This window comes from Ekhidna sp., assembly GCF_963691765.1.
GTDB lineage: Bacteria > Bacteroidota > Bacteroidia > Cytophagales > Cyclobacteriaceae > Ekhidna.
Map to the genome: position 1 here is coordinate 1,463,810 of NZ_OY829375.1, position 24,520 is coordinate 1,488,329.

24 protein-coding genes are annotated in these 24,520 nt (G+C 36.5%); 3 read left to right on the forward strand and 21 right to left on the reverse strand.

All coding sequences use genetic code 11. The features are described 5' to 3' along the window. Window positions 1–96: 96 nt before the first annotated feature. The 12 genes from ACY650_RS06875 to ACY650_RS06930 form a co-directional block, all read right to left on the reverse strand. Window positions 97–447 carry a methyltransferase domain-containing protein gene (locus tag ACY650_RS06875; protein WP_462253084.1) on the reverse strand — a complete coding sequence of 117 codons (351 nt, stop codon included), beginning with the start codon at window positions 445–447 and terminating at the stop codon, window positions 97–99. Continuing rightward, the gene (locus ACY650_RS06880) at window positions 438–1,226 is read right to left on the reverse strand and encodes a UbiA prenyltransferase family protein (protein ID WP_462253086.1); all 789 of its coding nucleotides are present in this window, start codon (window positions 1,224–1,226) and stop codon (window positions 438–440) included. The genes ACY650_RS06875 and ACY650_RS06880 overlap by 10 nt, the downstream gene beginning before the upstream one ends. Beyond that, window positions 1,226–2,116 (reverse strand): ATP synthase F1 subunit gamma, encoded by an 891-nt coding sequence (gene atpG / locus ACY650_RS06885; protein ID WP_462253087.1) that lies wholly within the window; start codon window positions 2,114–2,116, stop codon window positions 1,226–1,228. The genes ACY650_RS06880 and atpG overlap by 1 nt, the downstream gene beginning before the upstream one ends. A gap of 9 nt (window positions 2,117–2,125) precedes the next feature. Continuing rightward, window positions 2,126–3,706: a F0F1 ATP synthase subunit alpha gene (gene atpA, locus ACY650_RS06890; RefSeq protein WP_462253089.1), complete on the reverse strand. Its 1,581-nt coding sequence runs from the start codon at window positions 3,704–3,706 to the stop codon at window positions 2,126–2,128. 32 nt (window positions 3,707–3,738) lie between these two features. After that, a complete protein-coding gene (atpH, locus tag ACY650_RS06895; RefSeq protein ID WP_462253091.1) occupies window positions 3,739–4,281 on the reverse strand; it encodes an ATP synthase F1 subunit delta in 543 nt (180 codons plus the stop codon). Window positions 4,282–4,283: 2 nt separating this feature from the next. Beyond that, window positions 4,284–4,778: a F0F1 ATP synthase subunit B gene (gene atpF / locus ACY650_RS06900; protein WP_462253093.1), complete on the reverse strand. Its 495-nt coding sequence runs from the start codon at window positions 4,776–4,778 to the stop codon at window positions 4,284–4,286. Between the two features lie 82 nt (window positions 4,779–4,860). Further along, window positions 4,861–5,058: an ATP synthase F0 subunit C gene (gene atpE, locus ACY650_RS06905; protein ID WP_462253095.1), complete on the reverse strand. Its 198-nt coding sequence runs from the start codon at window positions 5,056–5,058 to the stop codon at window positions 4,861–4,863. Between the two features lie 36 nt (window positions 5,059–5,094). Beyond that, window positions 5,095–6,138, reverse strand: a complete 1,044-nt coding sequence (atpB, locus tag ACY650_RS06910) for a F0F1 ATP synthase subunit A (protein ID WP_462253097.1) — start codon at window positions 6,136–6,138, stop codon at window positions 5,095–5,097. An 18-nt stretch (window positions 6,139–6,156) separates the two neighbouring features. Beyond that, window positions 6,157–6,504 carry a hypothetical protein gene (locus tag ACY650_RS06915; protein ID WP_462253099.1) on the reverse strand — a complete coding sequence of 116 codons (348 nt, stop codon included), beginning with the start codon at window positions 6,502–6,504 and terminating at the stop codon, window positions 6,157–6,159. Next, window positions 6,501–6,668, reverse strand: a complete 168-nt coding sequence (locus ACY650_RS06920; protein ID WP_462253101.1) for an AtpZ/AtpI family protein — start codon at window positions 6,666–6,668, stop codon at window positions 6,501–6,503. The genes ACY650_RS06915 and ACY650_RS06920 overlap by 4 nt, the downstream gene beginning before the upstream one ends. Before the next feature lie 28 nt (window positions 6,669–6,696). Next, the gene (locus ACY650_RS06925; RefSeq protein WP_462253105.1) at window positions 6,697–7,110 is read right to left on the reverse strand and encodes a bactofilin family protein; all 414 of its coding nucleotides are present in this window, start codon (window positions 7,108–7,110) and stop codon (window positions 6,697–6,699) included. A 9-nt stretch (window positions 7,111–7,119) separates the two neighbouring features. Beyond that, window positions 7,120–7,986, reverse strand: coding sequence for a M23 family metallopeptidase (locus ACY650_RS06930; RefSeq protein WP_462253107.1), 867 nt, complete (start codon window positions 7,984–7,986; stop codon window positions 7,120–7,122). A 102-nt stretch (window positions 7,987–8,088) separates the two neighbouring features. On the opposite strand from ACY650_RS06930, the gene porW reads away from it, so the two are divergent. Genes porW through uvrC form a run of 3 tightly spaced genes read left to right on the forward strand, consistent with a single transcriptional unit; the run spans window position 8,089 to window position 14,697 of the window. After that, entirely contained in the window at window positions 8,089–10,644 is a 2,556-nt protein-coding gene (porW, locus tag ACY650_RS06935; RefSeq protein WP_462253109.1) for a type IX secretion system periplasmic lipoprotein PorW/SprE, read from the forward strand. Further along, window positions 10,634–12,898 (forward strand): penicillin-binding protein 1A, encoded by a 2,265-nt coding sequence (locus tag ACY650_RS06940; RefSeq protein ID WP_462253111.1) that lies wholly within the window; start codon window positions 10,634–10,636, stop codon window positions 12,896–12,898. The genes porW and ACY650_RS06940 overlap by 11 nt, the downstream gene beginning before the upstream one ends. Beyond that, the gene (gene uvrC / locus ACY650_RS06945; protein WP_462253113.1) at window positions 12,898–14,697 is read left to right on the forward strand and encodes an excinuclease ABC subunit UvrC; all 1,800 of its coding nucleotides are present in this window, start codon (window positions 12,898–12,900) and stop codon (window positions 14,695–14,697) included. The genes ACY650_RS06940 and uvrC overlap by 1 nt, the downstream gene beginning before the upstream one ends. A gap of 31 nt (window positions 14,698–14,728) precedes the next feature. Here the strand turns inward: uvrC and ACY650_RS06950 are convergent, their stop codons facing one another. The 9 genes from ACY650_RS06950 to ACY650_RS06990 all read right to left on the reverse strand — a co-directional run bounded on the left by ACY650_RS06950 (window position 14,729) and on the right by ACY650_RS06990 (window position 24,501). Further along, on the reverse strand, window positions 14,729–15,310 hold the full coding sequence (locus ACY650_RS06950; protein ID WP_462253115.1) for an FISUMP domain-containing protein: 582 nt from the start codon (window positions 15,308–15,310) through the stop codon (window positions 14,729–14,731). 40 nt (window positions 15,311–15,350) lie between these two features. Continuing rightward, window positions 15,351–16,208, reverse strand: a complete 858-nt coding sequence (gene porN / locus ACY650_RS06955) for a type IX secretion system ring subunit PorN/GldN (RefSeq protein WP_462253117.1) — start codon at window positions 16,206–16,208, stop codon at window positions 15,351–15,353. 20 nt (window positions 16,209–16,228) lie between these two features. Beyond that, window positions 16,229–17,860 carry a type IX secretion system motor protein PorM/GldM gene (gene porM / locus ACY650_RS06960; RefSeq protein WP_462253119.1) on the reverse strand — a complete coding sequence of 544 codons (1,632 nt, stop codon included), beginning with the start codon at window positions 17,858–17,860 and terminating at the stop codon, window positions 16,229–16,231. Window positions 17,861–17,880: 20 nt separating this feature from the next. Continuing rightward, the gene (gene porL / locus ACY650_RS06965) at window positions 17,881–18,693 is read right to left on the reverse strand and encodes a type IX secretion system motor protein PorL/GldL (RefSeq protein ID WP_462253121.1); all 813 of its coding nucleotides are present in this window, start codon (window positions 18,691–18,693) and stop codon (window positions 17,881–17,883) included. A 42-nt stretch (window positions 18,694–18,735) separates the two neighbouring features. Beyond that, on the reverse strand, window positions 18,736–19,761 hold the full coding sequence (gene porK / locus ACY650_RS06970; protein WP_462254389.1) for a T9SS ring complex lipoprotein PorK/GldK: 1,026 nt from the start codon (window positions 19,759–19,761) through the stop codon (window positions 18,736–18,738). A 154-nt stretch (window positions 19,762–19,915) separates the two neighbouring features. Continuing rightward, complete coding sequence (locus ACY650_RS06975) at window positions 19,916–20,869, reverse strand: PorP/SprF family type IX secretion system membrane protein (RefSeq protein ID WP_462253123.1); 954 nt, start codon at window positions 20,867–20,869, stop codon at window positions 19,916–19,918. A 119-nt stretch (window positions 20,870–20,988) separates the two neighbouring features. Further along, the gene (locus tag ACY650_RS06980; RefSeq protein ID WP_462253125.1) at window positions 20,989–21,783 is read right to left on the reverse strand and encodes a uroporphyrinogen-III synthase; all 795 of its coding nucleotides are present in this window, start codon (window positions 21,781–21,783) and stop codon (window positions 20,989–20,991) included. A gap of 21 nt (window positions 21,784–21,804) precedes the next feature. Further along, a complete protein-coding gene (locus ACY650_RS06985; RefSeq protein ID WP_462253127.1) occupies window positions 21,805–22,887 on the reverse strand; it encodes a DUF4271 domain-containing protein in 1,083 nt (360 codons plus the stop codon). Continuing rightward, window positions 22,888–24,501, reverse strand: a complete 1,614-nt coding sequence (locus ACY650_RS06990) for a ShlB/FhaC/HecB family hemolysin secretion/activation protein (protein WP_462253129.1) — start codon at window positions 24,499–24,501, stop codon at window positions 22,888–22,890. Window positions 24,502–24,520 lie beyond the last annotated feature (19 nt).

Genomic DNA, 24,520 nt, shown 5'->3' on the forward strand with positions numbered 1-24,520 from the left:
TCATCAAAAATTTATTTTGATTTTTATTATCAAAATCTGTGACGATCATTAGTCCATCATTCTTCAGCAATTCCTTAATCTTGAAAATCACATTCTTCAAAGAATCATCAGAAAAGCAGTCAAGAAAAATGGACAAACAATGACATCATACTTATGGCTAGGCTCATACGCTAAAAAATCAATGTTGATAAATGTTAGCTCATTTTCAGAATGTCTCTGCTTAGCTCCATTTATCATTTTTTCAGATTTTTCTAAATAGTGAATTGTATTCGCTTTAGGCAGGCTTGATATCAGTTTTCCTGTTCCGCCTCCAAGTATTAAGACGTTATGATTTTCCTGAATTTTATCTAAAAAAATGACTGATGCCTTTTCCAGATTATCTCCAAATACAACTTTGGCCAGCCGATCATAAAATGGAGCAATGAAATTAAAGCTGTTTATATCCATTCCCAGATGATTGGCAATAAAAATACGCCATCTCCGATGGTTCTGTAAAGTTGATTTTTTCTAAGACTCTGAGGTTTCAGGATCATCATAGCATAAAGCCCAAATGATATTAGAAAAAAAAGATGTATCTCATTGAAATTGAGAATAGAAATACCAAACCCAAAACTTACAAGTATCAACATTAGCTTCTCAATGCCATCGTGAGACAATCTCGTAGCTAACGACATAAAACCATCTCGCTCGTCTTGATCTTTCTCATACCAGCTAAAAATTACCAGATTAGTAAATGTTAATAAAAACAGGAGTATTAGATATGACCATTCAGCTTTCCCACTTAATAGCGTCGGGACCATAAGAATACCAATAGAGTAGACAATCGCGACATAGAATTCCTTACAAAGCCAAATTGAGAGTTGGTGCTGAACCAGCAGATAAATGAATGAAAAGGCAGCTAAAATTATCCCGGAGATGAGAATAATTGATGGAATGTAAAATATTAATGCCAGCATCAATATGATGACTACAATTGAACTAGCTATTAAAGGTCGTTTGAATTTATGATGAAATAAGTATCTACTGCGATTAGTCATTTTGGCTTTTTCAGCGTCTCTGATGTGGTCTGCTGTATAAATCAACCATACAGAGCAAGCTAGTAGTGCATAAACCTGCCAATCAACTCTTATTTCGAAATGTGCACAAAAAAATCGGAGCAATACAACTACTCCGATTACAATATCTATTGATAAAATTTGAATGAACCGATATCCTCGGCCAAACATTAAGACTGTGCTAATGCTTCAGCACCTCCTACAATTTCAAGAATTTCTTTTGTGATTGCTGCTTGTCTTGTTCTGTTATAAGTCAATCTTAGATCTTTAAGCAATTCATCCGCATTTTCAGTAGCCTTATCCATTGCTGTCATTCTAGCTCCATGCTCTGATGCATTCGATTCTAATAATGTCTTATAAAACTGAATCTTCAAAGATTTAGGAACTAACTCATCAAAAATGAAATCTTTGGATGGCTCATAGATATAATCAACTGCATTTAGATTATCCTCGCTTTCATCAACTTCTACCTCTTGAATCGGTAAAAACTGTTCCTTCTGAACAATCTGAGTAGCGACATTTTTAAACTCATTGTAAACAATATCTACATGGTCATAGGCTCCATCAATGAAACTAGCCATAATCATTTCAGCCGCTTCCTTAGCCTCATCAAAGGATAATTTATCTATCAGATGAGAATACTCACTTATTACTTTGTACTTTCTTTTTGAGAAGTGTTCATAAGCTTTCTTCCCAATTGTCAAGATTTCCAAATTCCCAGTTGCTTCAGATTCGCTGTATTTTTCAGCAATTAGTGATTTTACTCCTTTAAAAACACTACTGTTGAACGCTCCGCACAAACCTCTATCCGAAGAAACTACCACGATCAAAACTCGATCAATAGTTCGTTCTTGAGAATAAGGATTGTCGCCAGAATCAGCTTCCCCCGCAGAAACATTTTGAATAATTTCTGACAGCTTCTGAGAATATGGCCTCATTTGAACGATACGATCCTGCGCTTTTCTCAACTTAGCAGCTGCCACCATTTTCATAGCTTTAGTGATCTGCTGTGTTGAAACAACCGACTGAATCCTACCTTTTACTTCTTTAAGATTGGCCATTTTAGTCTATTATTTTTTGTGTCTTGAAGCTATATCTTTAGCGATTTCTTCTGTTTTTGCAACAGCTTCATCACTCAATTTACCTGCCTTAAAATCTGCCAATGCATCCTTACCTGAATTTCTCATAGCTTCGATAAATTCAGCTTGGAATTCTTTTGCTTTTTCAACTGGAACTGGATCAAGGAATCCCTTAGTCGAAGCGTAGATAATTGCTACTTGCTCCTCCACAGGTACTGGCGAAAATTGAGGCTGTTTTAAGATTTCCTGATTCTTTCTACCTCTATCGATAGTTCTCTGAGTAGCAGCATCAAGGTCAGATCCAAATTTCGCAAATGCTTCTAGTTCACGGAATTGAGCTTGATCTAGCTTCAATGTTCCTGATACTTTCTTCATTGATTTGATCTGTGCACTACCTCCCACACGAGATACAGAGATACCCACGTTAATTGCAGGTCTGATACCTGAGTTAAATAGGTTAGTCTCTAGGAATATCTGTCCATCGGTAATTGAAATCACGTTTGTAGGAATATACGCTGAAACGTCACCAGCTTGTGTCTCAATGATTGGAAGAGCCGTCAACGATCCACCTCCTTTAACCTTGTCCTTTAATGAAGGAGGAAGGTCATTCATTTGGCTTGCAATAGAATCGTCATTGATCACTTTTGCAGCTCTTTCTAACAATCTTGAGTGAAGATAGAATACATCACCTGGGTAAGCTTCACGTCCTGGAGGTCTTCTTAGAAGAAGAGAAACCTCTCTATATGATACCGCTTGCTTAGAAAGATCATCATAAACAACCAATGCAGGTCGTCCTGTATCTCTGAAGAATTCGCCAATTGCAGCTCCAGTAAATGGTGCGAAAAACTGCATTGGAGCTGGATCAGAAGCAGAGGCACTTACTACTACTGTATAATCCATTGCACCAGCTTTTTCAAGCTGCGCTACGATACCTGCTACTGTAGAAGCTTTCTGTCCGATTGCTACATAAATACAGAAAACAGGCTCACCTTTATCATAAAATTCTTTTTGATTGATAATGGTATCGATTACCACTGCAGTCTTACCTGTCTGACGGTCACCGATAACCAACTCTCTTTGTCCTCTTCCAACAGGAATCATAGAGTCAATCGCTGTAATACCAGTTTGAAGCGGCTCACTTACTGGCTCTCTGTAGATAACACCAGGAGCCTTTCTTTCTAGAGGCATTTCATAAGTTTCTCCAGAAATCTCTCCCTTACCATCGATAGGCATACCTAACGTATCCACTACTCGACCACACATTCCATCGCCAACTTTGATTGATGCAATTTTTCCAGTTCTCTTTACAGTATCACCTTCATTTACATCACTTGAGTCACCAAGAAGTACAGCTCCTACGTTGTCTTCTTCAAGGTTAAGAACGAGTGCGTTTAGACCATTATCAAATTCAAGAAGCTCTCCAGCTTGAGCATTTGATAATCCATAAATTCTAGCTACACCATCACCTACTTGGAGTACGGTACCTACTTCTTCGAGTTCAGCCTCTGTCTTATGTCCAGAAAGTTGTTCTCTTAAAATTGCTGAAACCTCATCAGGTCTTACTTGTGCCATAATTTTATTTGTTTAGCCAAACTGGCTTAGTGTTATTTATTTTTCGAAAACTTCAGTTTTAATTCTTTCAATTGTCCGATTACGCTATCGTCAATCTGACGATCTCCAGCTTTAAGGATATATCCTCCGACAATATTTTCATCAACTATTTCATTCAATACCGGCTCTTTTCCAGTAATATCTTTAGCAAGTTTTTCAAATGCTTTTCTCATATCTGCATCAAGCTTCACACTAGTTGTAACAGAAACTTCTGCTAAACCTTTCTTGATGTTGTAGAGATGTAAAAATTCTTCAGCGATGTCTTCAAGTAATGCTTCACGACTCTTTCTTGTGATGATATCGAAAGCTCCGAGAGTCAATTCATTTACTTTTCCAGTAAAGATCTTTTTTAAGATATCAGCCTTTCTTAAATGCGGAATGATTGGGCTTTTAAGCATAAGAGAAAAATCTTTGCTCTCTTTACAAATAGCTTTAAAAGATTCCATGTCAGCTTTAACTGCATCTAGGATATTCTTCTCTTCCGCCAACTCAAGAATTGGTGTAGCATATCTAACCGCTATTCTGCCTACTGACATTCTTAATTAACTTTTATGTCTTTAATAAACTTATCAACCAAAGCCTTTTGAGATTTATCATCTTTAAGCTTTTCTCTAAGCACTTTTTCGGCGATCTCAATTGATAATGAGCCAACAAGATCTTTTACTTCAGTAAGAGCTGCTTTCTTTTCTACTTCGATAGCCTCTCTTGCATCTTGTATCATTTTTGAAGTTATATCAGAGGTTTCAGCTTTTGCATGTTCTACAATATGCACAGCTTCTTCCTTGGCTTCCTTCAAGATTACATCTCTTTCAATTCGAGCTTCCTGAAGAAGATATTCATTGTCAGCTTTGATTTGCTCCATCTCCTCTTTTGCATTGTCTGCAGCTCGAAGAGAATCTTCAATTTGATGCTCACGTGCTTTTAGCGCACTTAAAATTGGCACCCATACGAATGCTCTTAAAATGAATAGTACTATTAGGAAAATGATCAGTTGCCATATGATCAGTCCAATGTCGGGGGTTACTAGTGCCACGATATATATTATTTAATAGTAAATGTCTTTTTAAAAACCTGGCCATGCCACCTAATGTGGTCATAGCCAAGTTTGATAAGGATTAAGATCCAGCCAATAGTCCAACTACAACGCCGAATAGAGCCGCACCTTCAATAAGGGCTGCTGCAATAATCATTGCTGTCTGGATTTTACCAGCTGCTTCTGGTTGTCTTGCAATACTTTCAGTCGCTCCTTTACCGATCAAACCGATACCAAGACCTGCTCCTAGTACTGCTAAACCTGCTCCAATTGCTCCCATGATTTATAATTTATAGTTTAAAAATTGGTTTAAAAATTAATGATGCTCTTCTACCGCCTGTCCGAAATAAAGTGATGACAACAACGTGAAAACATACGCCTGCAACACCGCCACAAACAACTCTAACATATTCATCACTGTAGCGAACAATGCTCCTACAACTCCTATCGTCAAACTTTCAAATATGAACGCTAAACTGATGATACTTAAGATCAAAATGTGACCTGCAGTGATGTTAGCAAATAGTCGAATCATCAATGAAAATGGCTTAGTGAAGATTCCAATAATTTCCACTGGCCATAATATTGGATATAATAATATTTTACCTACTGTTGGTAAAGATTTTCCTAATGGATCAAAAATGTGAAGCCAATATGTCTTTCTACCAGAAAATGTAGTAATTACCCAAGTAAGCACTGCTAGTGTTAGTGTTACCGAGATATTTCCTGTCATGTTTGCCGCTCCTGGCAACAATCCCAATAGGTTACCAAACCAAATAAAGAAGAACACGGTAAGTAGAAATGGCATGAATTTGCCATACTTGGGTCCGATATTATCCTTGGCTATCTCGTCACGGATAAATACAATTATTGGTTCAAAAAACGATTGTATCCCTCTTGGAGCTCTTCCTTCATTTTTCTTGTATCCACGCGCAACAGCAGTAAATACTAAAATAAGAAGCGCAGCATCGATAAATAGGAATAAAACATTCTTAGTAATTGATATATCAAATACATGCCCGCCACCTTCAAGGGTAATATGATCATGATCCATGATGTAGCCATTATATGGAACTACTTCCTCATGATCGTAAAAGTTAGCCGATGAAAAAATATCTAAACCTTTTTCCTCAGAATATACGATTACTGGCAAGTGAACTGTAAGTCCATGGTAAATTTCCCAAACGTGAGAATCGGAAATGTGATGATTAATCAATTCGCTTGGATCGAATTGTTCATCTCCGTCTTTTTTTGAACTTCCGCCGGCTAAAACAAGGCCTGGCATAATGAGTAGCAATAATGCTAAAAACTTGTTGATTTTCAGAAAGTTAGATTGCTTCAAAATAGCGCCTATTTTCATAGGATTTTAGTTCGTTCCTCAATTTCGGCGCAAGTTAGTCAAAGCCTCTACTATTTCAAAGATCATATATATCAAATAGAGAATAATAAACTGAAGAACGAGCTCAAATTTCTGATCCTCAGAATAAATCAGCACCAAAATAAATACCATCGAGGATAATAGTCTGATGACAATCTTCACCATGGAAATCTGAACCTTCCATTCTTCTGGTGCCCAATGGTCAATTCTAAATAGCACAAATGCTTGTGCAGCAAAGAAAAAGACCATCAGTTGGTAGGCCGGATGGAAGTTAATTGTGGATGCAAATATGTATTCCGCGACTAGCAATATGGCCGTGATAAGAATTAAAGCAATCCACTTTTTCATTTTAATGATTTTAAAAGTATCCAGATTGTTCCTCCCATAGAAAGGAATGTGGCAATGAGAATAATAGCCGGACTAGATGACAAATAATCATCTAAATAATATCCACCTACAATTAGAATAAGATTTAATGCCACTAACTCAAAAGCTAATGCATAGAATTTCATGAAAGGCTTGGGGCCCTCTTTTGAATTGTTAGGCGTTGAGTGCTTGTTGTCCTGCTTCTTCAGGCTTTCCAATTTTAATCTCTTTGCTTTTCACGCCCATTTTACACTTTCCATTGAAAGTAGCGCCAGACTCAACCAATAACTTATTCGTGACGATATCACCATCAATAGTTGCTGTTGCCTTTAGAACAAGCTGTTCTGTCACTTCGATAGTACCAGTAATATGTCCTGCTACTTCAGCATTTTGAGCAAGCACACTTCCGTCCACTTGAGATGAGTGACCAAATGCAGCTTTAGATTTCGTTTTAATATCCCCTACTACTTTTCCTTCCACACGAATGTTGCCAAAAGTTTCAATACTTCCATTTACTATCGTGCCTTTACCGATGATATTACTCGAATTACTCAACTCTTCTACTTCTTTTTGATTCTTGTTCAACATAGCGTGATTTTATAGTGCAATATACTCTTGTGGGTTTACAGGGTTACCATTATGCCATAATTCTAAATGCAAATGAGGCCCTGAGGTAAGTTCGCCTGTATTCCCTATGGTGGCTATAACCTCCCCAGCAGCTACAAAATTACCAACGTTTTTAAATAATTCCGAATTGTGCTTATAGACAGAAATTAAATTGCCTGGATGCTGGATAGCTAAAACATAGCCTCCATCTAGTGTCCAAGACGACATTATGACGACTCCATCAGCTACAGAACGAACAGGTTCATTCGCAGGCGCAACTAAATCCACTCCATAGTGATCTATCTTAGGATTAAAGCCGTCCGTTACTATGCCATCCATGGGGCTAATCAAATAAATATCCCTTAAATCATATTCATCAGAAGATACGGCGATGGGTAATGCAGTTATTTCTGCTAATTCAGATTTTTCAAAATCAGCTCTAAATTGCGAATCCAGCGGCTCAATTGATTCATTTATTTCGGCAGGCTTCAAATTAGACTCTAGGTTCGTTTCTAAATCCTGATTTATTTCTTCTCCCGCAATAACCCTCCTTATATTTTCAATATAAATATCCTTATTGTTGACTTCCTGTTCCAAGGAATCAATAGTCATAGACAATTCTAACACCTGTCTATTTGCCTCCATTTGTGCATGTCTTGGATCAAGCCACTGCTCTAAAGCAACTGTAACTAGATAGACAGCCAGAGATAGAAGTAACAATCCAACGCCCGCCAATAAGAGAAAAAGCCGAGCATAGTTGAAACTAAATGTGGTCTTTTCCGCAAAATTTTCTTCATTGCGGATAATGAGTAAATATTTATTAGTTAGCCAATTACTAAATGTCTTTCTTGCAGCCATGATTGCAATTTAAGTGCGCAAAGGTATGCAAACACCCCATGTTTTATCTTTACACCAATTTGAAATTAAGATCGTTATTAATAGAACTAGGATAAATCTATTTTGAAGAAACTTTTATCATCAATCTTAATCATTATAGCAATAGGTTGTTCGCCCTATAAGAACAATCCAATAAGCAATTCTTTTCATGATCTAACGGCACACTACAATGCCTACTACATTGCCAATGAAAGAATAAAAGAGATTGAAAAAACAATTTTCGAAAGTCAGCAATGGAATTACAATAAAGTACTTCCCATCCATGCTCAGTATGACACAACTACTTCGTCATCTTTAAAAACCCAAATCGAAGATTGCATCCAAAAAGCATCTATTGCAATACAGCGACATCCAAACAGCAAATGGGAAGACGACAGCTATATTCTTGTCGGTATGGCTAGGCATTATGCTTCTGAATTTCCAGACGCGATAGAAACTTATAAATATGTAAATACGCACAGTGAGGATGATAATGCAAGACATTATGCACTTACTGAATTAATAAGGAGCTTTACAGAATTTAAGGAATATAAAAATGCTGAAGCAGTAATAGATTACTTAAATAAGGAAGAGCTAAGCAAAGACAATCAAAGAAGATTTCATTTAAATTCAGCATATCTCTACCAGAAAAAAGAGGATCACAGTAAAATGGTTGGTAGCTTGGTGAAAGCCGAAGAGCTCCTTAATACCTCTGATAAGGCTCGCATAAATTTTATAATAGGACAAGTATATCATGAATTAGATTTTGAGGGTGAAGCCTTCAGGTACTATAGAAATGTGCTTAAAAACCACCCAAATTATGAATTAGAATTTTATTCGAAATTGTATATGGCTCAAGTAACTGAGTTGGCTGATGAAAGTGATTCTAAAAAAATTCAGAAATACTTTAAGAACCTATTGCGAGATCCTAAGAACAAAGAATACCGAGACAAAATCTACTATGAATTAGCAGGGTTTGAACTTAAAAACGGTAATATAGAGAGTGCCATTGCAAACTATAAACTCTCTGTAGAAGCAAGTGAAAACAACAATAGGCAAAAGGCATATTCCTACTTAAGCCTTGGAGAGATCTATTACGATACATTGAAAAATTTTGTGCTTGCCAAAAGCTACTATGATAGTACCGTTAATACAATGCCAAAAGACGAGGAGAACTTCGAGGCGATAAAAGAACGACAAGAAATTTTAGTAGACTTTGTTAAGCAGATCGTAGTAATTCAAGAAAATGATAGTCTTTTACATCTTGCTACTTTGCCCGAAGACTCTGTTCTGTCAATGTTCGCTGCTAAAATAGCTAGTGAGCGAGCTGCCGAGCAAGAAAAAAAGAAAAAGCAAAGGCAAGCTGCAATAAATCGAGCTAGAAATATTACCCAGAACAGTGGCGACAACATAATAACAACAGCCTCTGCAGGATCAGTTTGGTACTTTAACAATTCTAATGCGCTAAGCAGAGGAAGAAATGATTTCATTAGGAAATGGGGAGATAGAACATTGGAAGATAATTGGAGAAGAAAAAATAAATCTGTTGGCATAACCCAATCGGAAGAGATAAGCTATACATCAGAGATTTCTGAGTCAACTGGCGAAGAAAAAGAAGAGGAAACAGTTGAAGATGAGGCTAGAAAAATGATGTCGTCAATACCAAAAACGGATGCAGATAAACAAGCACTTTTGATCGAAATTGAGGACGCTCTTTACAATTTGGGGAACATCTATAGCCTTAGATTACAAGAAGATGCCAACGCAGCTGAGTCTTTTGAAAACTTGCTCAATAGATTTCCAAACACTGAATATGAATCTGAGGTTCTTTATCAGCTATATCTTCTGTACAAAGATTTGGACCCTGAAAAATCTACCGAAAGGGGCGAATTGCTGAAGAAAAAGTACCCGGAGACTATCTATGCTAAACTCGTTGACAATCCAAACTATCGAGAGGAGAGCTTCGCAATCAGCGAACAACTTAAAAAGCTTTACAAGAAATTATATGGAAACTATAAAAATGGCTATTACAATCAGGTGTTATTCTCATCTGACAGTGCACTATCACAAAACCCTGATAATGAGTTTAGTGATAATCTAGCTTTATTAAGAGTTTTAGCTATTGGGCAAACTGAAGAAGACCACAAGTATCAATTTGAATTATCTGAGTTTATAAAGAATTATCCTGATAGTGAGCTTAATTCATATGCTCAAACATTATTAAGTACATCGGAAGACTTTCAACAAAACCGATACAATAGTGCCAAAGCTCGCTTCATCGAAGATTTTGTGCAAAAGCATCTTTTCATAATCGTTTATGACATTCAGTCAGAAATGACTACAAAGTTGGGCCCTTTGATGGATGATTATCTTAAAGAAAAGAACTTGCTCAATTTAAAAACAGCAAATCTCATTTTGAGTGATGATAAATCGATGTTACTGGTTAACATATTTCCTGGTAAAGGCACTGCCAATAATTTCAAAACAACATTCGCAGCAGATGTCCCATTAAGAGATACATTTAAAGGGTCAAAGTTTGATGTTTTTGTTATAACTGAAGATAACTTTGATATTTTGTACAAGACTAAAGATGTATCTGCGTACTTGACGTTTTTTGAAAAGCATTACAATGAAGAATAAACTTCTAAAATATTCACTTAGAACTATCTGGATATTATTCATACTAGGGATTCTTGGATTACCAACAATATTTTTAATGGTCAAAAACGATGCTTTTGGATGGTTTGGAGGGCTGCCAAGCCTCCAGGCGCTGGAAAGGCCAGATCCTGATTTATCATCTGAATTGATAAGTTCCGATGGAGTATCGCTAGGTAAATACTTTAGAAAAAACAGAACTCCAGTTACCTACGATGAATTATCTCCCGAGCTAATAAACACGTTATTGGTGACTGAAGATGTAAGATACAAGAATCATTCAGGCATAGATCTAAAAGCGATGGTGAGGGCTGTGATTGGAAAACTAACATTTCAAAATGCCGGGGGTGGTAGTACGATCACTATGCAATTGGCAGAAAATCTCTATAAAACTTCATCAGTTAACAGAGGATCTCTTTATAAGAATCATGCGATTGGTGAAATAGTCACAAAGCTTAAAGAATATATCATTTCTGTTCAATTAGAACAATCTTATACAAAAGAGGAAATTTTAGCTATGTACTTTAATACGGTACCATTCGGGAGTAATTCTTTCGGAATCAAAGTAGCTGCGAAAACATTTTTTAATAAACTTCCGTCACAGCTAGATTATCAAGAATCAGCAAGTCTGGTTGGCTCTATCAATAAACCTACTGCGTTTAACCCTGTTCTGAATCCTGAAAGAGCTAAAGGTAAAAGAACCGAAGTATTGTGGAATCTTCATAAATATGGACTTATTGAAAGAGAATTATACGACTCTTTAAACAACAAAGAATTGGAATTAAACTATCTCGTACAAAATCAGAATGAGGGTTTAGCAACATATTTTAGAACACAGGCTAGGAACTATCTTTTGCGCTGGGCCAGGGAAAACGACTATGATCTTTTCGATGATGGACTAAAAATTTACACTACCATAGATAGCAGACTGCAACAGTATGCAGAAGAAGCTGTATCAGAAAGTATGGATACGTTGCAGCAGATTTTCAATAACCATTGGAAAGATGGAAATCCTTGGATTGATGAGGACAACAATGAAATTCCCGAGTTTTTGGATAATGCTATCAAGCGAACAGATGCATACAAAAGCCTAATTAGGAAGTACGGAGAAGATTCTGACTCAATCAATTACTATCTCAATCAGAAGAAAAATATGACCGTATTTTCTTGGGAAGGTGAAATCGATACTACATTCAGCTCCTACGATTCACTGAAATATTACAAGAGATTTCTTCAGACTGGTTTTATGTCTATGGATCCAAATACAGGATATATCAAAGCCTGGGTAGGTGGTATTAATCACAAATACTTCAAATACGATCATGTGAAGCAAAGTAGGAGACAACCAGGATCTATTTTTAAACCTATAGTTTACGCCAAGGCAATTCAAAATAGCTACTCACCTTGTCAAACCTATGTAGATGCTCCTGTTACTATTCCATTACCTGGTCAAGACCCTCCGTATTGGAGGCCTAAAAATGCAGAAAATAAATGGAGTGGTAAGGTGATGACAATTAGAGAAGCAATGTCTAAATCGGTGAATTCGATTACAGCTCATTTAATGGGTGAAATAGGACCCGAAAATGTGATCGATTTAGCACGGAAATTAGGAATCGAAAGCAACTTACCAGCTGTATATTCAATAGGACTTGGAGTCGCAGATGTCTCTCTTTATGAAATGCTGGGAGCATTTTCAACATTCGCCAATAATGGAAATTACATCAAGCCATATTTTATCTCAAGAATAGAGGATAAAAACGGGAATGTCATTCAGCAATTTGTGCCCGAAGAAAAAGAAGTTCTTAATGAAGAAACTGCGTATTTGATGTTACACATGCTGAAAGGGACTGTCGAACTAGGAACGGGTAGAGTTCTTGACTATTCATTAAAAGTCGACAATGAAATCGGAGCAAAAACAGGTACTACTCAAAATGCCTCAGATGGTTGGTTTATTGGCTTGACCAAAGATTTGGTTTCTGGTGCATGGGTTGGAGGAGATGATAGAAGTATTCGATTCAAATATTGGGCTATGGGACAAGGTGGTAGAACTGCATTACCTATTTGGGAGCGTTACATGACAAAGGTATATGCTGATGAAACATTGGGATACGAAAAAGGAGATTTTGAAAAACCAACCAAACCGCTCAGAACCGTTATTGATTGTGAGTTATATGAAAACCGTACCAATCCATCCGATACAGTTGATTATGATGTAGTAGATGAGGATGACTTCATGTAATGCAGTTTCAACGGTTTTCAAGACACGATTATCTTAAACTACCAGAAAAACCTGGTATTTATAAGTTCTTCGATTCTGATAACACAATTATATATGTAGGTAAAGCCAAAAGTCTCAAAAAACGTGTAAGCAGCTATTTCACAAAAGCGAATCAAAATAGTGGGAAAACCCTAAGACTAGTTCATGAAATAAAGCAAATTGAATTTGTAATCGTTTCATCCGAATTTGACGCACTGCTTTTAGAAAACAACTTAATTAAGGAAAATCAACCTAAGTATAATATCCTCCTTAAGGATGATAAGAGCTTCCCAAGTATTTGCATTACAAAAGAAAGATTTCCAAGAATCTATTCAACAAGAAGAATAGACCTTACTAAAGGTGAATATTTTGGACCATATACAAATGTGAAAGCGATGAATGGTGTTCTTGACCTGATTAGAAAGCTTCACAAGATAAGAACCTGTAAATACAACTTAACTGAGCAAAATATCAAGGCCAAAAAATTCAAAGTCTGCCTTGAGTATCACATTGGCAATTGTCTCGGCCCATGTGAAGGATTACAATCAGAAAGCGATTATCTCAAAGACATTGACGAAGCCAGAAAAATTCTCAAAGGAAAAATCGGCATTGTAAGTCGTTCTTATAGAGAAAAAATGCAACAATCCGCTTCTGAATTGAAATTTGAATTGGCTCAATCGTACAAAGAAAAGATCGAGCGACTAGAACAATTTCAATCTAAAACGCTAATTGTCAATCAGAAGATCACCAATACTGATGTGTTTACAATGACGTTATCCGAAGGTGAAAAATCAATGTTTATTAACTATCTCAAAATAGTTAATGGATCAATAATCAACTCAGAGACTTTAGAGATTAAGAAAAAAATTGAAGAGGATAATGGAGAAGTATTTCGATTCGCAATTTTCGATATTCGAAAAAAATACAACAGTGACCATCCATTTATATTAACCAACTTCGAAATTGAACCATGGGAAAATATTGAGATAAGTGTGCCCAAAATTGGCGATAAGAAAAAGCTAGTCGATCTATCATTAAGAAATGCGTTATTCTTCAAAAAGGAAAAGTTCTCAAAGAAAAGTATTCAACCTAACGAGCGACTTCTACAAACTTTACAAGAAGATCTAAAGCTGAGAGAATTACCAATTCACATAGAATGTTTTGATAACTCGAATATACAAGGCACCAATCCTGTAGCATCAATGGTGTGTTTTAAAAACGGGAAACCATCGAAATCGAATTACAGAAAATTTAATATCAAAACAGTAAAAGGTCCAGATGATTTTGCCTCTATGAAAGAGGTAGTAGGTAGAAGATATTCGCATCTTAAAAAAGAAAACCTACAACTACCTAATCTAATAGTGATTGATGGTGGAAAAGGTCAACTAAGCTCTGCCTGTGAAGCACTAGTTGAAATTGGATTATATGGTCAAATCCCTATTATTGGAATTGCAAAAAGGTTAGAGGAAATATATTTCCCAGAAGATAGTATACCAATTTACATAAGTAAAAAATCTACTTCATTAAAGCTTATTCAACATTTGAGAGATGAGGCGCACAGATTTGCAATCACATTTCATAGACAAAAAAGGAGTAAAGAGTCTGTAGCTTCTGGATTAGATTCAATTGTTGGTATTGGACCAAATACAAGAGATAAACTCTTTAGAGAATTTGGCAGTATTAAGAGACTAAAACAATCATCAGAGAAGGACTTAATCGATTTAATAGGAAAATCTAAAGCTGAATTAGTGCTTGAAGCAATAAAAAAGGGAAGTATTTAACTTCCCTTTTTTATCTATTTATTTTAAAATCTTAATCTTTGATGCATCGGCAACTATTTCTATGCCAATCACCAATTACACTATGATATATTTCCTTGGAGCCTTTCTGAACAGATACAAGACCTGAAGTATTATCAGATTTTTTCTCTGCATCCCAGTAGTTACCACTTATTCCAATATTCTTGAATACTCTTCCTGGATCACCGAAGCCACCTAGTGTTAGATCTATACCACTTTCTCCACCTTTTTGTAAGGCAATTCCAGCGTCTCTTATACCACCGAATGTTTGAAATAATAAATTCCATTCAGCAATCGTTGGAACATGCCATCCATCTGGGCATGCAGCCTCAGCAGCTTGGAATGTATACAAGCGACCAAATGCTTCGCAGTAAGCTTCTTCATTCTTGTAGCAGAAGGAATCTGGTACTTCATAAGACAAATTTTCAGCCATCCATGTTCTTTTAACAAAGACGCCTCCTTCTAACTCAATATCGATTGTTACTATTTTATAAGTTTTACCATCTCTGGAATCGTTTAACTCTCCATACTCCTGAGCGGAAACTCCAAAACAAGCAATCAATAACAATGTGAAGAGTAAATATTTAATATTCATCGTACGGTGGATTAGGTAAGGTTTCAAATCATTCAAAAAATTAATATTCCCAAAGTTCCGATTCATATTCCATTAGATCGTATTCGTACTTTTGTTGAATAACAATCACACTCATCGGGTCTTTTGCCATTTCATCTTGATATAGCTGTCTGATATCTAAATCAAGAGGATTAGAAATTTTTGTGATAGGAGCATTAAATAACCTAAGCTCAAAAGCATCACTCATGTTCATGTGCTTTCCAGGATTTTGTAGATTATAATATATCGCTCGATCAGCATATGGACCTCTAAATAATTCAATTACATCATCATATCTAAAGTGTGCCACTTTCTTTTCGAATCCAGCTGGGTTATATAATGAACCAGCATCTCTTGGTAAAGCAAGACTTATTGAACGTATATAGTTATACATTCTAGACCTGTTTCTATCAAAGATTACATCCTCTTTGATGTAAAGTACTGAAAATAAATCTTCAGGAATAGCCTCTTGTCTTGCCTCTTCTGCTTGCTCCTCTGCTGCATCTGCTCCTTCTTCATCTCCAAATGAATCAAATCCTCCAGAACTAAAACCTCCACCTACAAATGGGTTCTGCTCTCTTTCAACAGAAATATTTGAGATGAAAATGATATCCGGCATGAAGTTTATACAAGAATCAGAACGATACGGAGTTAGCAATCCTTCGTCTACAGCTTCAATAAGCAATCGAGATATTTCTCCATTTAAAGAAAAGAATGGACTGTTTTGCTTTTCATTCATATCCATTCGTCTCCATACTGTCTTCTTAAACATCACTTGAGCCTTATCAACCTCTGGCTTAACCAAAGGAGCTAATTCTTCTTGTGCGTATCCAAAAGAGACAGCAAGAGCAAAAACAACTACATAACCTAATTTTTTCATAACACTGTTTGTCTACAAATTTATTTCAACGAGATATTGATAAATCGTTGGAATTTTTTGAAGTCCTCAACTTGCTTTCTAAAGTTTTGTCTTTGGACTTTCTTAATTTCAATAACCAACTGATCACCTTTTCTTCCTGACATTCCTCTTAAGTTGATCTTTTCTCCAGCTCTGATAGAACCTCGACCCAGACCACCACTAACCAGGGTAATCTCAGCTTCAGCTACTCTGAATTTAGCATCGTTAGGAAGGAAAGATGCAAAACTCTCATCAGGAATAGCTCTAAGGAACAATTCTGGAGTTCTAGAAGGAATACCTTCTTTTTGATTTACTTCACCTGCACTTGTGAAGACTTTAATATCTGGTGCTGGAATTGCTCTTACTCCAAATTCTCTTGAACCAATTACATTTCCATTAGAAGCTACTGTCAATGTCACTTTCTGTGCTCGAGGCACTACAGTAACTTGTCCTGTAGTAGATCCTTTGATAGCATCTCCACCCTTTGCAGTAAATGCCGGGTTGTACGAAGTACCTAAAGCAGGAACTTGCACATCTAGAGCGTTACCACAATTGTAGTAGAGTGCATTTACAGATTGTGATTGAATTTGAATTACTGGACGAACAACATAATAGTCTATAGTGTCTGTGAAAGTAGTATCAGTACCACCTCCTTGAGGAACAGTGATTGAAGCGATGATTTGCTTTTTAGCATTACCGTTCTTGTCATAGTTACCTGGAGTAGCAGTAAATTCTACTTTACCAACACCAGCAACAACAGGAGCATCTTCTCCATTGTACGTCATTTTCATTTTATCATTCAAGCCAGAAGCAGAAGCAGCAATAAACATGTCTGCTTTATACTTAGTACCTGCAGCTACATATTGCGACTCAGGCATTACTACTGGCCTGATATCGTCAAATGTTAAATCTTTAAGACCTACTCTTTTTACAAGAAAGTCTAATGCTGAAGTTTCAAACGATAATACGTTTGCTTGGAACTCACTTACAGTTGCCAATCCAGCGTGTGTTGGAGAGTTTTCATAAGCAAGTTGAGACCATTTCTTACCCTTTTGATTCTCATCTTTACTGTAGATAGGATCTTCTTCGGCATCCAAAGCTATCTTATGGTACAACTTCAGCTTGGACTCATCAGCACCATTCTTCTTAAGTAATTCTTGGATGTAAGTAGCATAGCCATTCAATAATTCCTTCATTCTTGCTCCATTTCCGTCGCCACCTTCTTCAACAGGCATCATGTAATTTCCAACTTTATCATAGTCAGTTTTACCATTGATAAACCTCTTATCTCCATCATGACCTTCCATATATCCACCTGTGATTTCTACAAATGTTTCTTTATAGTCATCCAGTTCTGACATAATCTTCTGTGTTTCGGCGCGAAGCGCTTCAGCATCAGAAACTACTTTTAAATCATCAGCTCTATTCCCCTTGTCTTTTGCGGCAGATTTCATACCAGATATAGTTCGAGCATTTCTTTCTGATGTTTCAGAATTCGCTCGCTCCAAACTTTCATTGATAAAGGCGAATTTGTCCAGAACTGTGGAGCTTACATTTAGAGCCAACAATGCTGTTAGCACTAAATACATCATGCCGATCATTTTCTGCCGTGGTGTTTCTTTTCCTCCTGCCATAATTAATTCGTTTTAAGGGTTTATTGTTGATTACCTCTCATTGCGGTAAGCATATTACCGTATACTTTATTAAGAGCAGAAATGTTCGAAGTAAGCTTGTTAAGTTCTGACTGGAATGCAGAAGTTTCTTTTCCTGCTTCAGCCATGCTTTCAAGCGCACCACTCACATTAGAGTAGAATTTGTTCAATGCTTTAGTATGACTTTGAGCATCTTTCAACTCCATTTCATACACAGCATTAAGAGCACCAAGGCTTTTAGTTACATTTTGTACTTGACTGTGATATTCTTTAGTATCCTTTGTTGCATCCGCCATTCCAGACATTGCCTGCATTGCAGAAGCATATGACTTATTCATCTCAGATAGAGACTTAGATGCAGACTTAACATTACCAGCATACTCATTAGTAGCAACAGCAGCGTCACTAAGATTTGACATCTTCTTAGCAGAGTCAGCCATATTGCGCATACCATCACCTAAACTTTTAATTAAATCTGGGCCAACTTTCGCATCAGCTAGCATTTTATCCATTTGTGCTGAAGCACCAGTCGCTTGCGGCACAGCTTTTCTAGGCGCAGCAGCAGGACCATCGTAATCGTCTGCTAACTCTGGATAAACCTTTGCCCAATCTGGCTCAGCGTGCTTTGGTTCGAAAGCACTTAGAAAGAAAATAACTGCCTCTGTGGTGAGACCAACCCCAAGCATTAGGGCTGCACCCGGCATGTGCAGAATTTTAAACATCGCTCCCACGATTACAACTGCAGCTCCTATTCCGTAAATTTTCGGCATTATAGTGGAATAGAGAAGCTCCTGAAATCCGCCTTTTTTGCTCATTGTAATAATATTTAGGTTAGTAATTTATTCGTTATTGATTTATTAAAATTCGTACCCTGATGATCTTCCAAGATACGTCATTGCGCATCTAAATCCTATAGATGCTCTTGTGGTGTCCTGGTGCTCATAAGAACGAGTACCAGTTTCAAGATAGTAAGCAATATCTTTCCATGATCCTCCTCTGATAACTTTGAAAGGCACGTTATCATCAAAATACGTAGGATTCAAGTCCCAGGTTAATGGCATCGCAGATGGGTTGTAAGCATCTTCACACCACTCAGCCACATTACCGGCCATATCATATAGTCCATATTCATTAGCGAAGTATGTACCTATAGGAGATGTGTATGCATATCCATCATCAAAATAATTTCCACGTCCTGGCTTAAAGTTTGCCAAAAGACAACCTTTAGCATTTCTTATGTAAGGATTACCCCAAGGATATTTTGCCATATCTCTACCACCTCTTGAAGCGTATTCCCATTCAGCTTCTGATGGTAGTCTAAAGTTCGGCATAATTGGAAGACCCACACTAGATCTGTAATCATTCAAGTATTGAGTTCTCCACTCAGAGAAATATTTTGCAGAATTCCAATCAACACCAACCACTGGATAATCATCAAAAGCTGGGTGAGACCAATAGTATACAACCAATGGATCGCCCATGTGGTGGGTATAGTCTCTTGTCCACACAGTGGTATCAGGCATCAAGTCAGCTATTGAATAACCCGTAGGTAAATCAATTTCTGAGCTCTCCTGAAGATTTTGGGTAAACTGTCGGTATTCATTATTGGTGATTTCAGTATCATCCATAAAGAAAGCTCCGATAGTAACTTGTTTGTTGAAATTTATCTGAGTCGCAGCAACGTCTTCGTCTGCTTGACCCATGTGAAAAGTACCAGATGGAACTGAAACCATACCGTAAGGCCTGGTCATTTCCCACCCCTGTCTGTCGGGAGCTCCAATTAGCTCACCTTTGTCTCCTTGATCTCCGCCGAAAAGCCCACATCCTGATAGGATTATTGCACAGCAAAGAACAATACAATTTGAGATTGTAAAAACACGCATTTTAATCATAACACCTTTATTGAACATGCAAGTATGTAAAATAAACAAACTTTAACAAGAATTATTGCACGATATTCTGCCTAAATATATAATCATAAATCTATTTGGGACAAGTTTTGCTTTCAATTTTGGATGAAGGCATTTACTTATTTGACTAAAAAGTGAACCTAGGAGTTTTCACAGCCTTTCGTCCACCGAACACTAAGTCTGGCAAATCATAACGTATAAACACCTCATGGGAGGTTGGTTCTTTTGCATCCTGGTCTTTAACAACATAGTCAAAAGAATAGCCTGCTTTTAGCTTATTACCTTCCAAAAAGGAATATCCTAAGAGGATACTTAATGATTCCGCCCTTCTAAAAGCAAGACCTCCCCACATTTTATCTTGATACATGGCAATTGCACTAATATCGTAAGTATATGTATTAAGATCCGACCTTATCAAAATTGTTGGCTTCAAAACCAAATCCCTTAAGATACCAAACGAAGTACCTCCCATTAAAATATAATTGGCGGGTATTTTATTACTGGCTTGAGTTCCAAAGTCAAAAGTAGGTTGCAATATATTTTCAACAGATGCGCCTATGAAATACTCATTTCTTGACTGAAAATAGACACCAGCATGAAGGTTTGGCTTAAGCTGCGATTCACTACCCGATGGAATAAAAGTATCGCCTTGATCCACAAATCTGTACCTAGTATTTATTGATGCTGCATTTAGCGATGGCATTAATCCAACTGAGATCTTGCCGAAGCTAAATTCTTTCATTGCTGAAACTGAAATTCTAGCTTGAACGGAATTTAGAGGACCTGTTTGATCGTTAGAAACTGAAACTCCAAAGCCAGAAAAAGTTGATTTTACTGGGACTACCAAAGAAAGTAGTTGAGTTGTGGGAGCTCCTTCTGGGTCAGAAGTGGCATTATATCCAGCCCATTGACTTCTATGATGTGCTGCAACAAAGGCCTGATTATCCGTACCAACCCATGCTGGATTGAAATAAGATGGATTGAACATGTAATGATTAAAAAAGAAATCATTTTGTCCATATCCCAAGAATGAAACAAAAAACAGTAGTCCAAAAGATACGATTCTTACGCTACCCTTCATATTCTTTTTTTTAAAGGCCTTGCAGAAATCATAGAACTCTCAAAGAATATTAAATGAGGTCGCTAAAAAATTGATTTCTTAGTGTAAGTATAACTCTTACAAACTATATACCCTTATTTCTAAGAAATGTTATTTGCTTCTTTAATGTAAACTTCAATCGCACCAGTCATAGAAGGTGCATTTGGAAGAGGTGCTTGAATGTCCAATATTAAGCTTGCATCTTTAACCGCCTTTGAGGTAGTTGGGCCAAATGCTGCAATACGAGTATTGTTTTGCTTAAACTCAGGGAAATTCTGAAACAATGATTCAATTCCTGAAGGGCTGAAAAAAGCTATGATATCATAAGTAACATCATCCAAGTCAGATAAATCAGCAGCTACTGTTCTGTAAATGGTTGCTTCAGACCATTCGTATCCATTCTCATTTAAAAAATCAGGAATATGATCCGTTCGGATATCAGAACAAGGAAAAATAAATTTCTCGCTTTTGTGCTTTTTAATAACACCTAATAGATCTTGAGCTGTTCTCTCTCCTGTGAAAATCTTTCTTTTTCTGATTACGATGTATTTCTGAAGGTAATTTGCAGTAGTCTCAGAAATACAGAAGTACTTCATGTCAGTAGGAATCTCGATCTTACTTTCCGTGGCAAGTCTAAAGAAATGATCTACTGCATTTCTACTTGTAAAAATTACTGCAGTGTGATCTAAAATATTCACTTTTTGTTTTCTGAACTCCTTGATGTCAACAGGATCGATATCTATGAATTTGCGAAAATCAATTTTCAAATTGTACTTTTCCGCTAACTTATGATATGGAGAATTCGGATTAGATGGCTCTGGTTGAGATACTAAAATACTCTTTACACTTTTCAAACGCTCTTTATCCGTTACTAAAAGATCATTAGTCGCACTCATTTAAATCTTAGCTTTTTGTGATTATTTTAAGAACCATCCAAGCAAAATAATGACAGGGATGATTTCTGTGGCACAAAGGTAGGAAATAATACTAAGTTTTTTACGAGAAGAATTATTAACAAACTTTAAAGTAAACCAGACAACGAATAGAATTAGCATGACTGGGAATAGCATCATGAACCCTGATGAAATCCAAGATTGGGATTTATCATTTATCACGAAATCGAAAATTATGAAAAGCAATGCTGGTACTAATAGAACTAAATTGAAATTTAAAAAGTCAAATAGTTGAAAATTTTCCAGATCTCTAAAGCGAAACAATTTCGCTATAATCGAAATCACCAGCCACTTAATGATAAATAGACCAAATATTGCTCCTGATATTTTTAACCAATTAAAAATGAATCCAATAAGAGATTCGGGTTGTTCGAAGAGCTTAAAATAAAGTAGCGTATCTAGGTAAACACCAACAAAAGCCAATGCAAGTGAATAAAATACCAGGAGATAAATGCTAGCACCCGTGTAGAAATTTGTATTTACAAATTCATAGGCACTTGCTTTTAGGGTAAAAGATTTTTCAAGGAGATATGAAATTCTCGATGGATATTCAACCATAATAAATCCTAAGATCAATATTAGAATCAGAAGAGAGATTAATGTGAACTCCTCAAATACACTTCTTACTTTTCTCGGAAGTGATACTTGATCTTTTATCACCTGAAGTTCTTCAAAAACAATTAAGTCGCAGTTCAAATCTTCTAACGTAGCTTGTGAACTAAATGAAATAAAAACTGTATCCGATTTGGCTACTGAAAAAAAAGTGTTTGGATCAAAAAATTTGCATTCATTGATAACATCTAATAACATCCCATTCGTCCAAACAAAAAGTTCATTCTCTGAGCATATTCTGATACTACCATTTGGTATTTCATTTAGGAAAAACCCAGCATGAGAAACACCTTCCAAAGTGGTTACAGGTATGGTTCTACTTGATTCATCCGTACTAACCATTACTTTGGTATAATCAGTAACAACGATGGTATCCGTTTGGGCCATCAAGCATATTGAAATTGTACTTGCTATTAGGTATAAAATTATCCTCATTTAGAATCTGGAAATGTATCCAAAGTGTGCTTTTAACGTCGAAAAAGATAGCTCTTGATTGTCTGAACTCCCTGTTGCTAGCGCAAATCTAAATTGACCAGCTGAAGTATCAAGCGCAAATCCTAATCCAAAACCAAATGGGCTTTCACCTTCTGCCCCATTTCTATATAATAAATGATCATAAAATGCATATACAAAACTTTCATTTTCAAAGAATGATCTAAATTCAAATCGACTCATTAAATAGCTCTCTGCAAAAAATTCCTTTTCATTGAATCCTCTTACAGAATTCAATCCACCAAGTCTGTAAAGCTCATTTCTTAGTAATTGATCATTTTGAATATACCCCATAGTCAAATGATGAAATATGGCTTGTCTCTTGAGTATCTTGAATTGATAGGCCAATGTAGTTTCCAATCTGTAAAAACTTGTTTGAGTAGTTAGTGTATCATAAAATGAATCAGGTAAACTCAGGTTATTCTCAATCTCTTTAGTGCCGCCAGAAGCTCTTACATTCCAGACATAATTAGCGCTATATTCATTCAGATTGCTTAAAAATCCTTTGGTCAGCTGTAGTCCATAGACCCGCCTTTTGTAATCAGCTAAACCTAAATTTCTAACGGCCTCTAAGCTTGTTGATAAAAGTGTTCCATTGGTCGATTCATACTCTGCAAGTAGCTCTATTCTGGGAGAAACATACGTGTGAATTCCGATGTTTAACTGTCTGGTCAGAAATGAAGAGTCCTGTTTAAGAAGACTGAAATTAACTGATGGTGAAATTTTAGAATCTAAGAAAAAAGGATGTTTATAATACACATTGAGGTTTTGCGATTCCTCCGCGAAACGTTCCCATAAAAATTTAAATTGTTTCCCCGATCGGAATAAATTTTGAATATCCAATTCCAAAGTGCCAACAGCACTTGTATTTCCATTCTGAGCTTGTTGAAGACCCACCACTCCTCGAAATGAGCTTGAGGCGGTTTCTTTTATATCTAAGAAGACCTTTGCTTTTTTGTCTTGAAAAGACAAATCAGTTGGTCGTTCAATTCTCAAAAACGGAGAACGTTCTATTTTGAGTTGAGCAAGTCTATAATTTCTTTCACTAAATCTTTCATTCGGTATCATATCGACAAGTTGATAGATATATGAGTGACTGGTTTTTAATTCCTGGAAAAAGTGTGCAGAGTCATAATAAATCTCCGGTCCTTCACGAATAGTAAATTTTCCAGTTAGTGAACCATCGGAAAGGGAGGAGGAATCAATGCGAATAGACGCAAATGGATAACCTCCATTTGAGTAATCGTCGAGTCTCTTCTTTAAATAAGAATGAACTCGTTTTCCTTTAAATCCAGATAAATTAAGTTTCGTCCTATCTCCCTTATGGAGATGGATTTCAGAACCTTCCGCATCAAATTTTATTGAGTCTAAACCTGAAAAGTAAAATCCCTCATTCACCCAATCAATCATAACTTTGTTGATGTATTTGACTTGATCCAATGAGTCTGTGAATACTCTTTTTTCTGAAAAGTCTCCATCTACAAAGACATCGGCCTGAATCTGTGCTTTTACAGCAAAGCAGGTTATAAAAAAGAGTAGAACAAGGAATCTTTGCATTGGACTATGCAATTTAGCT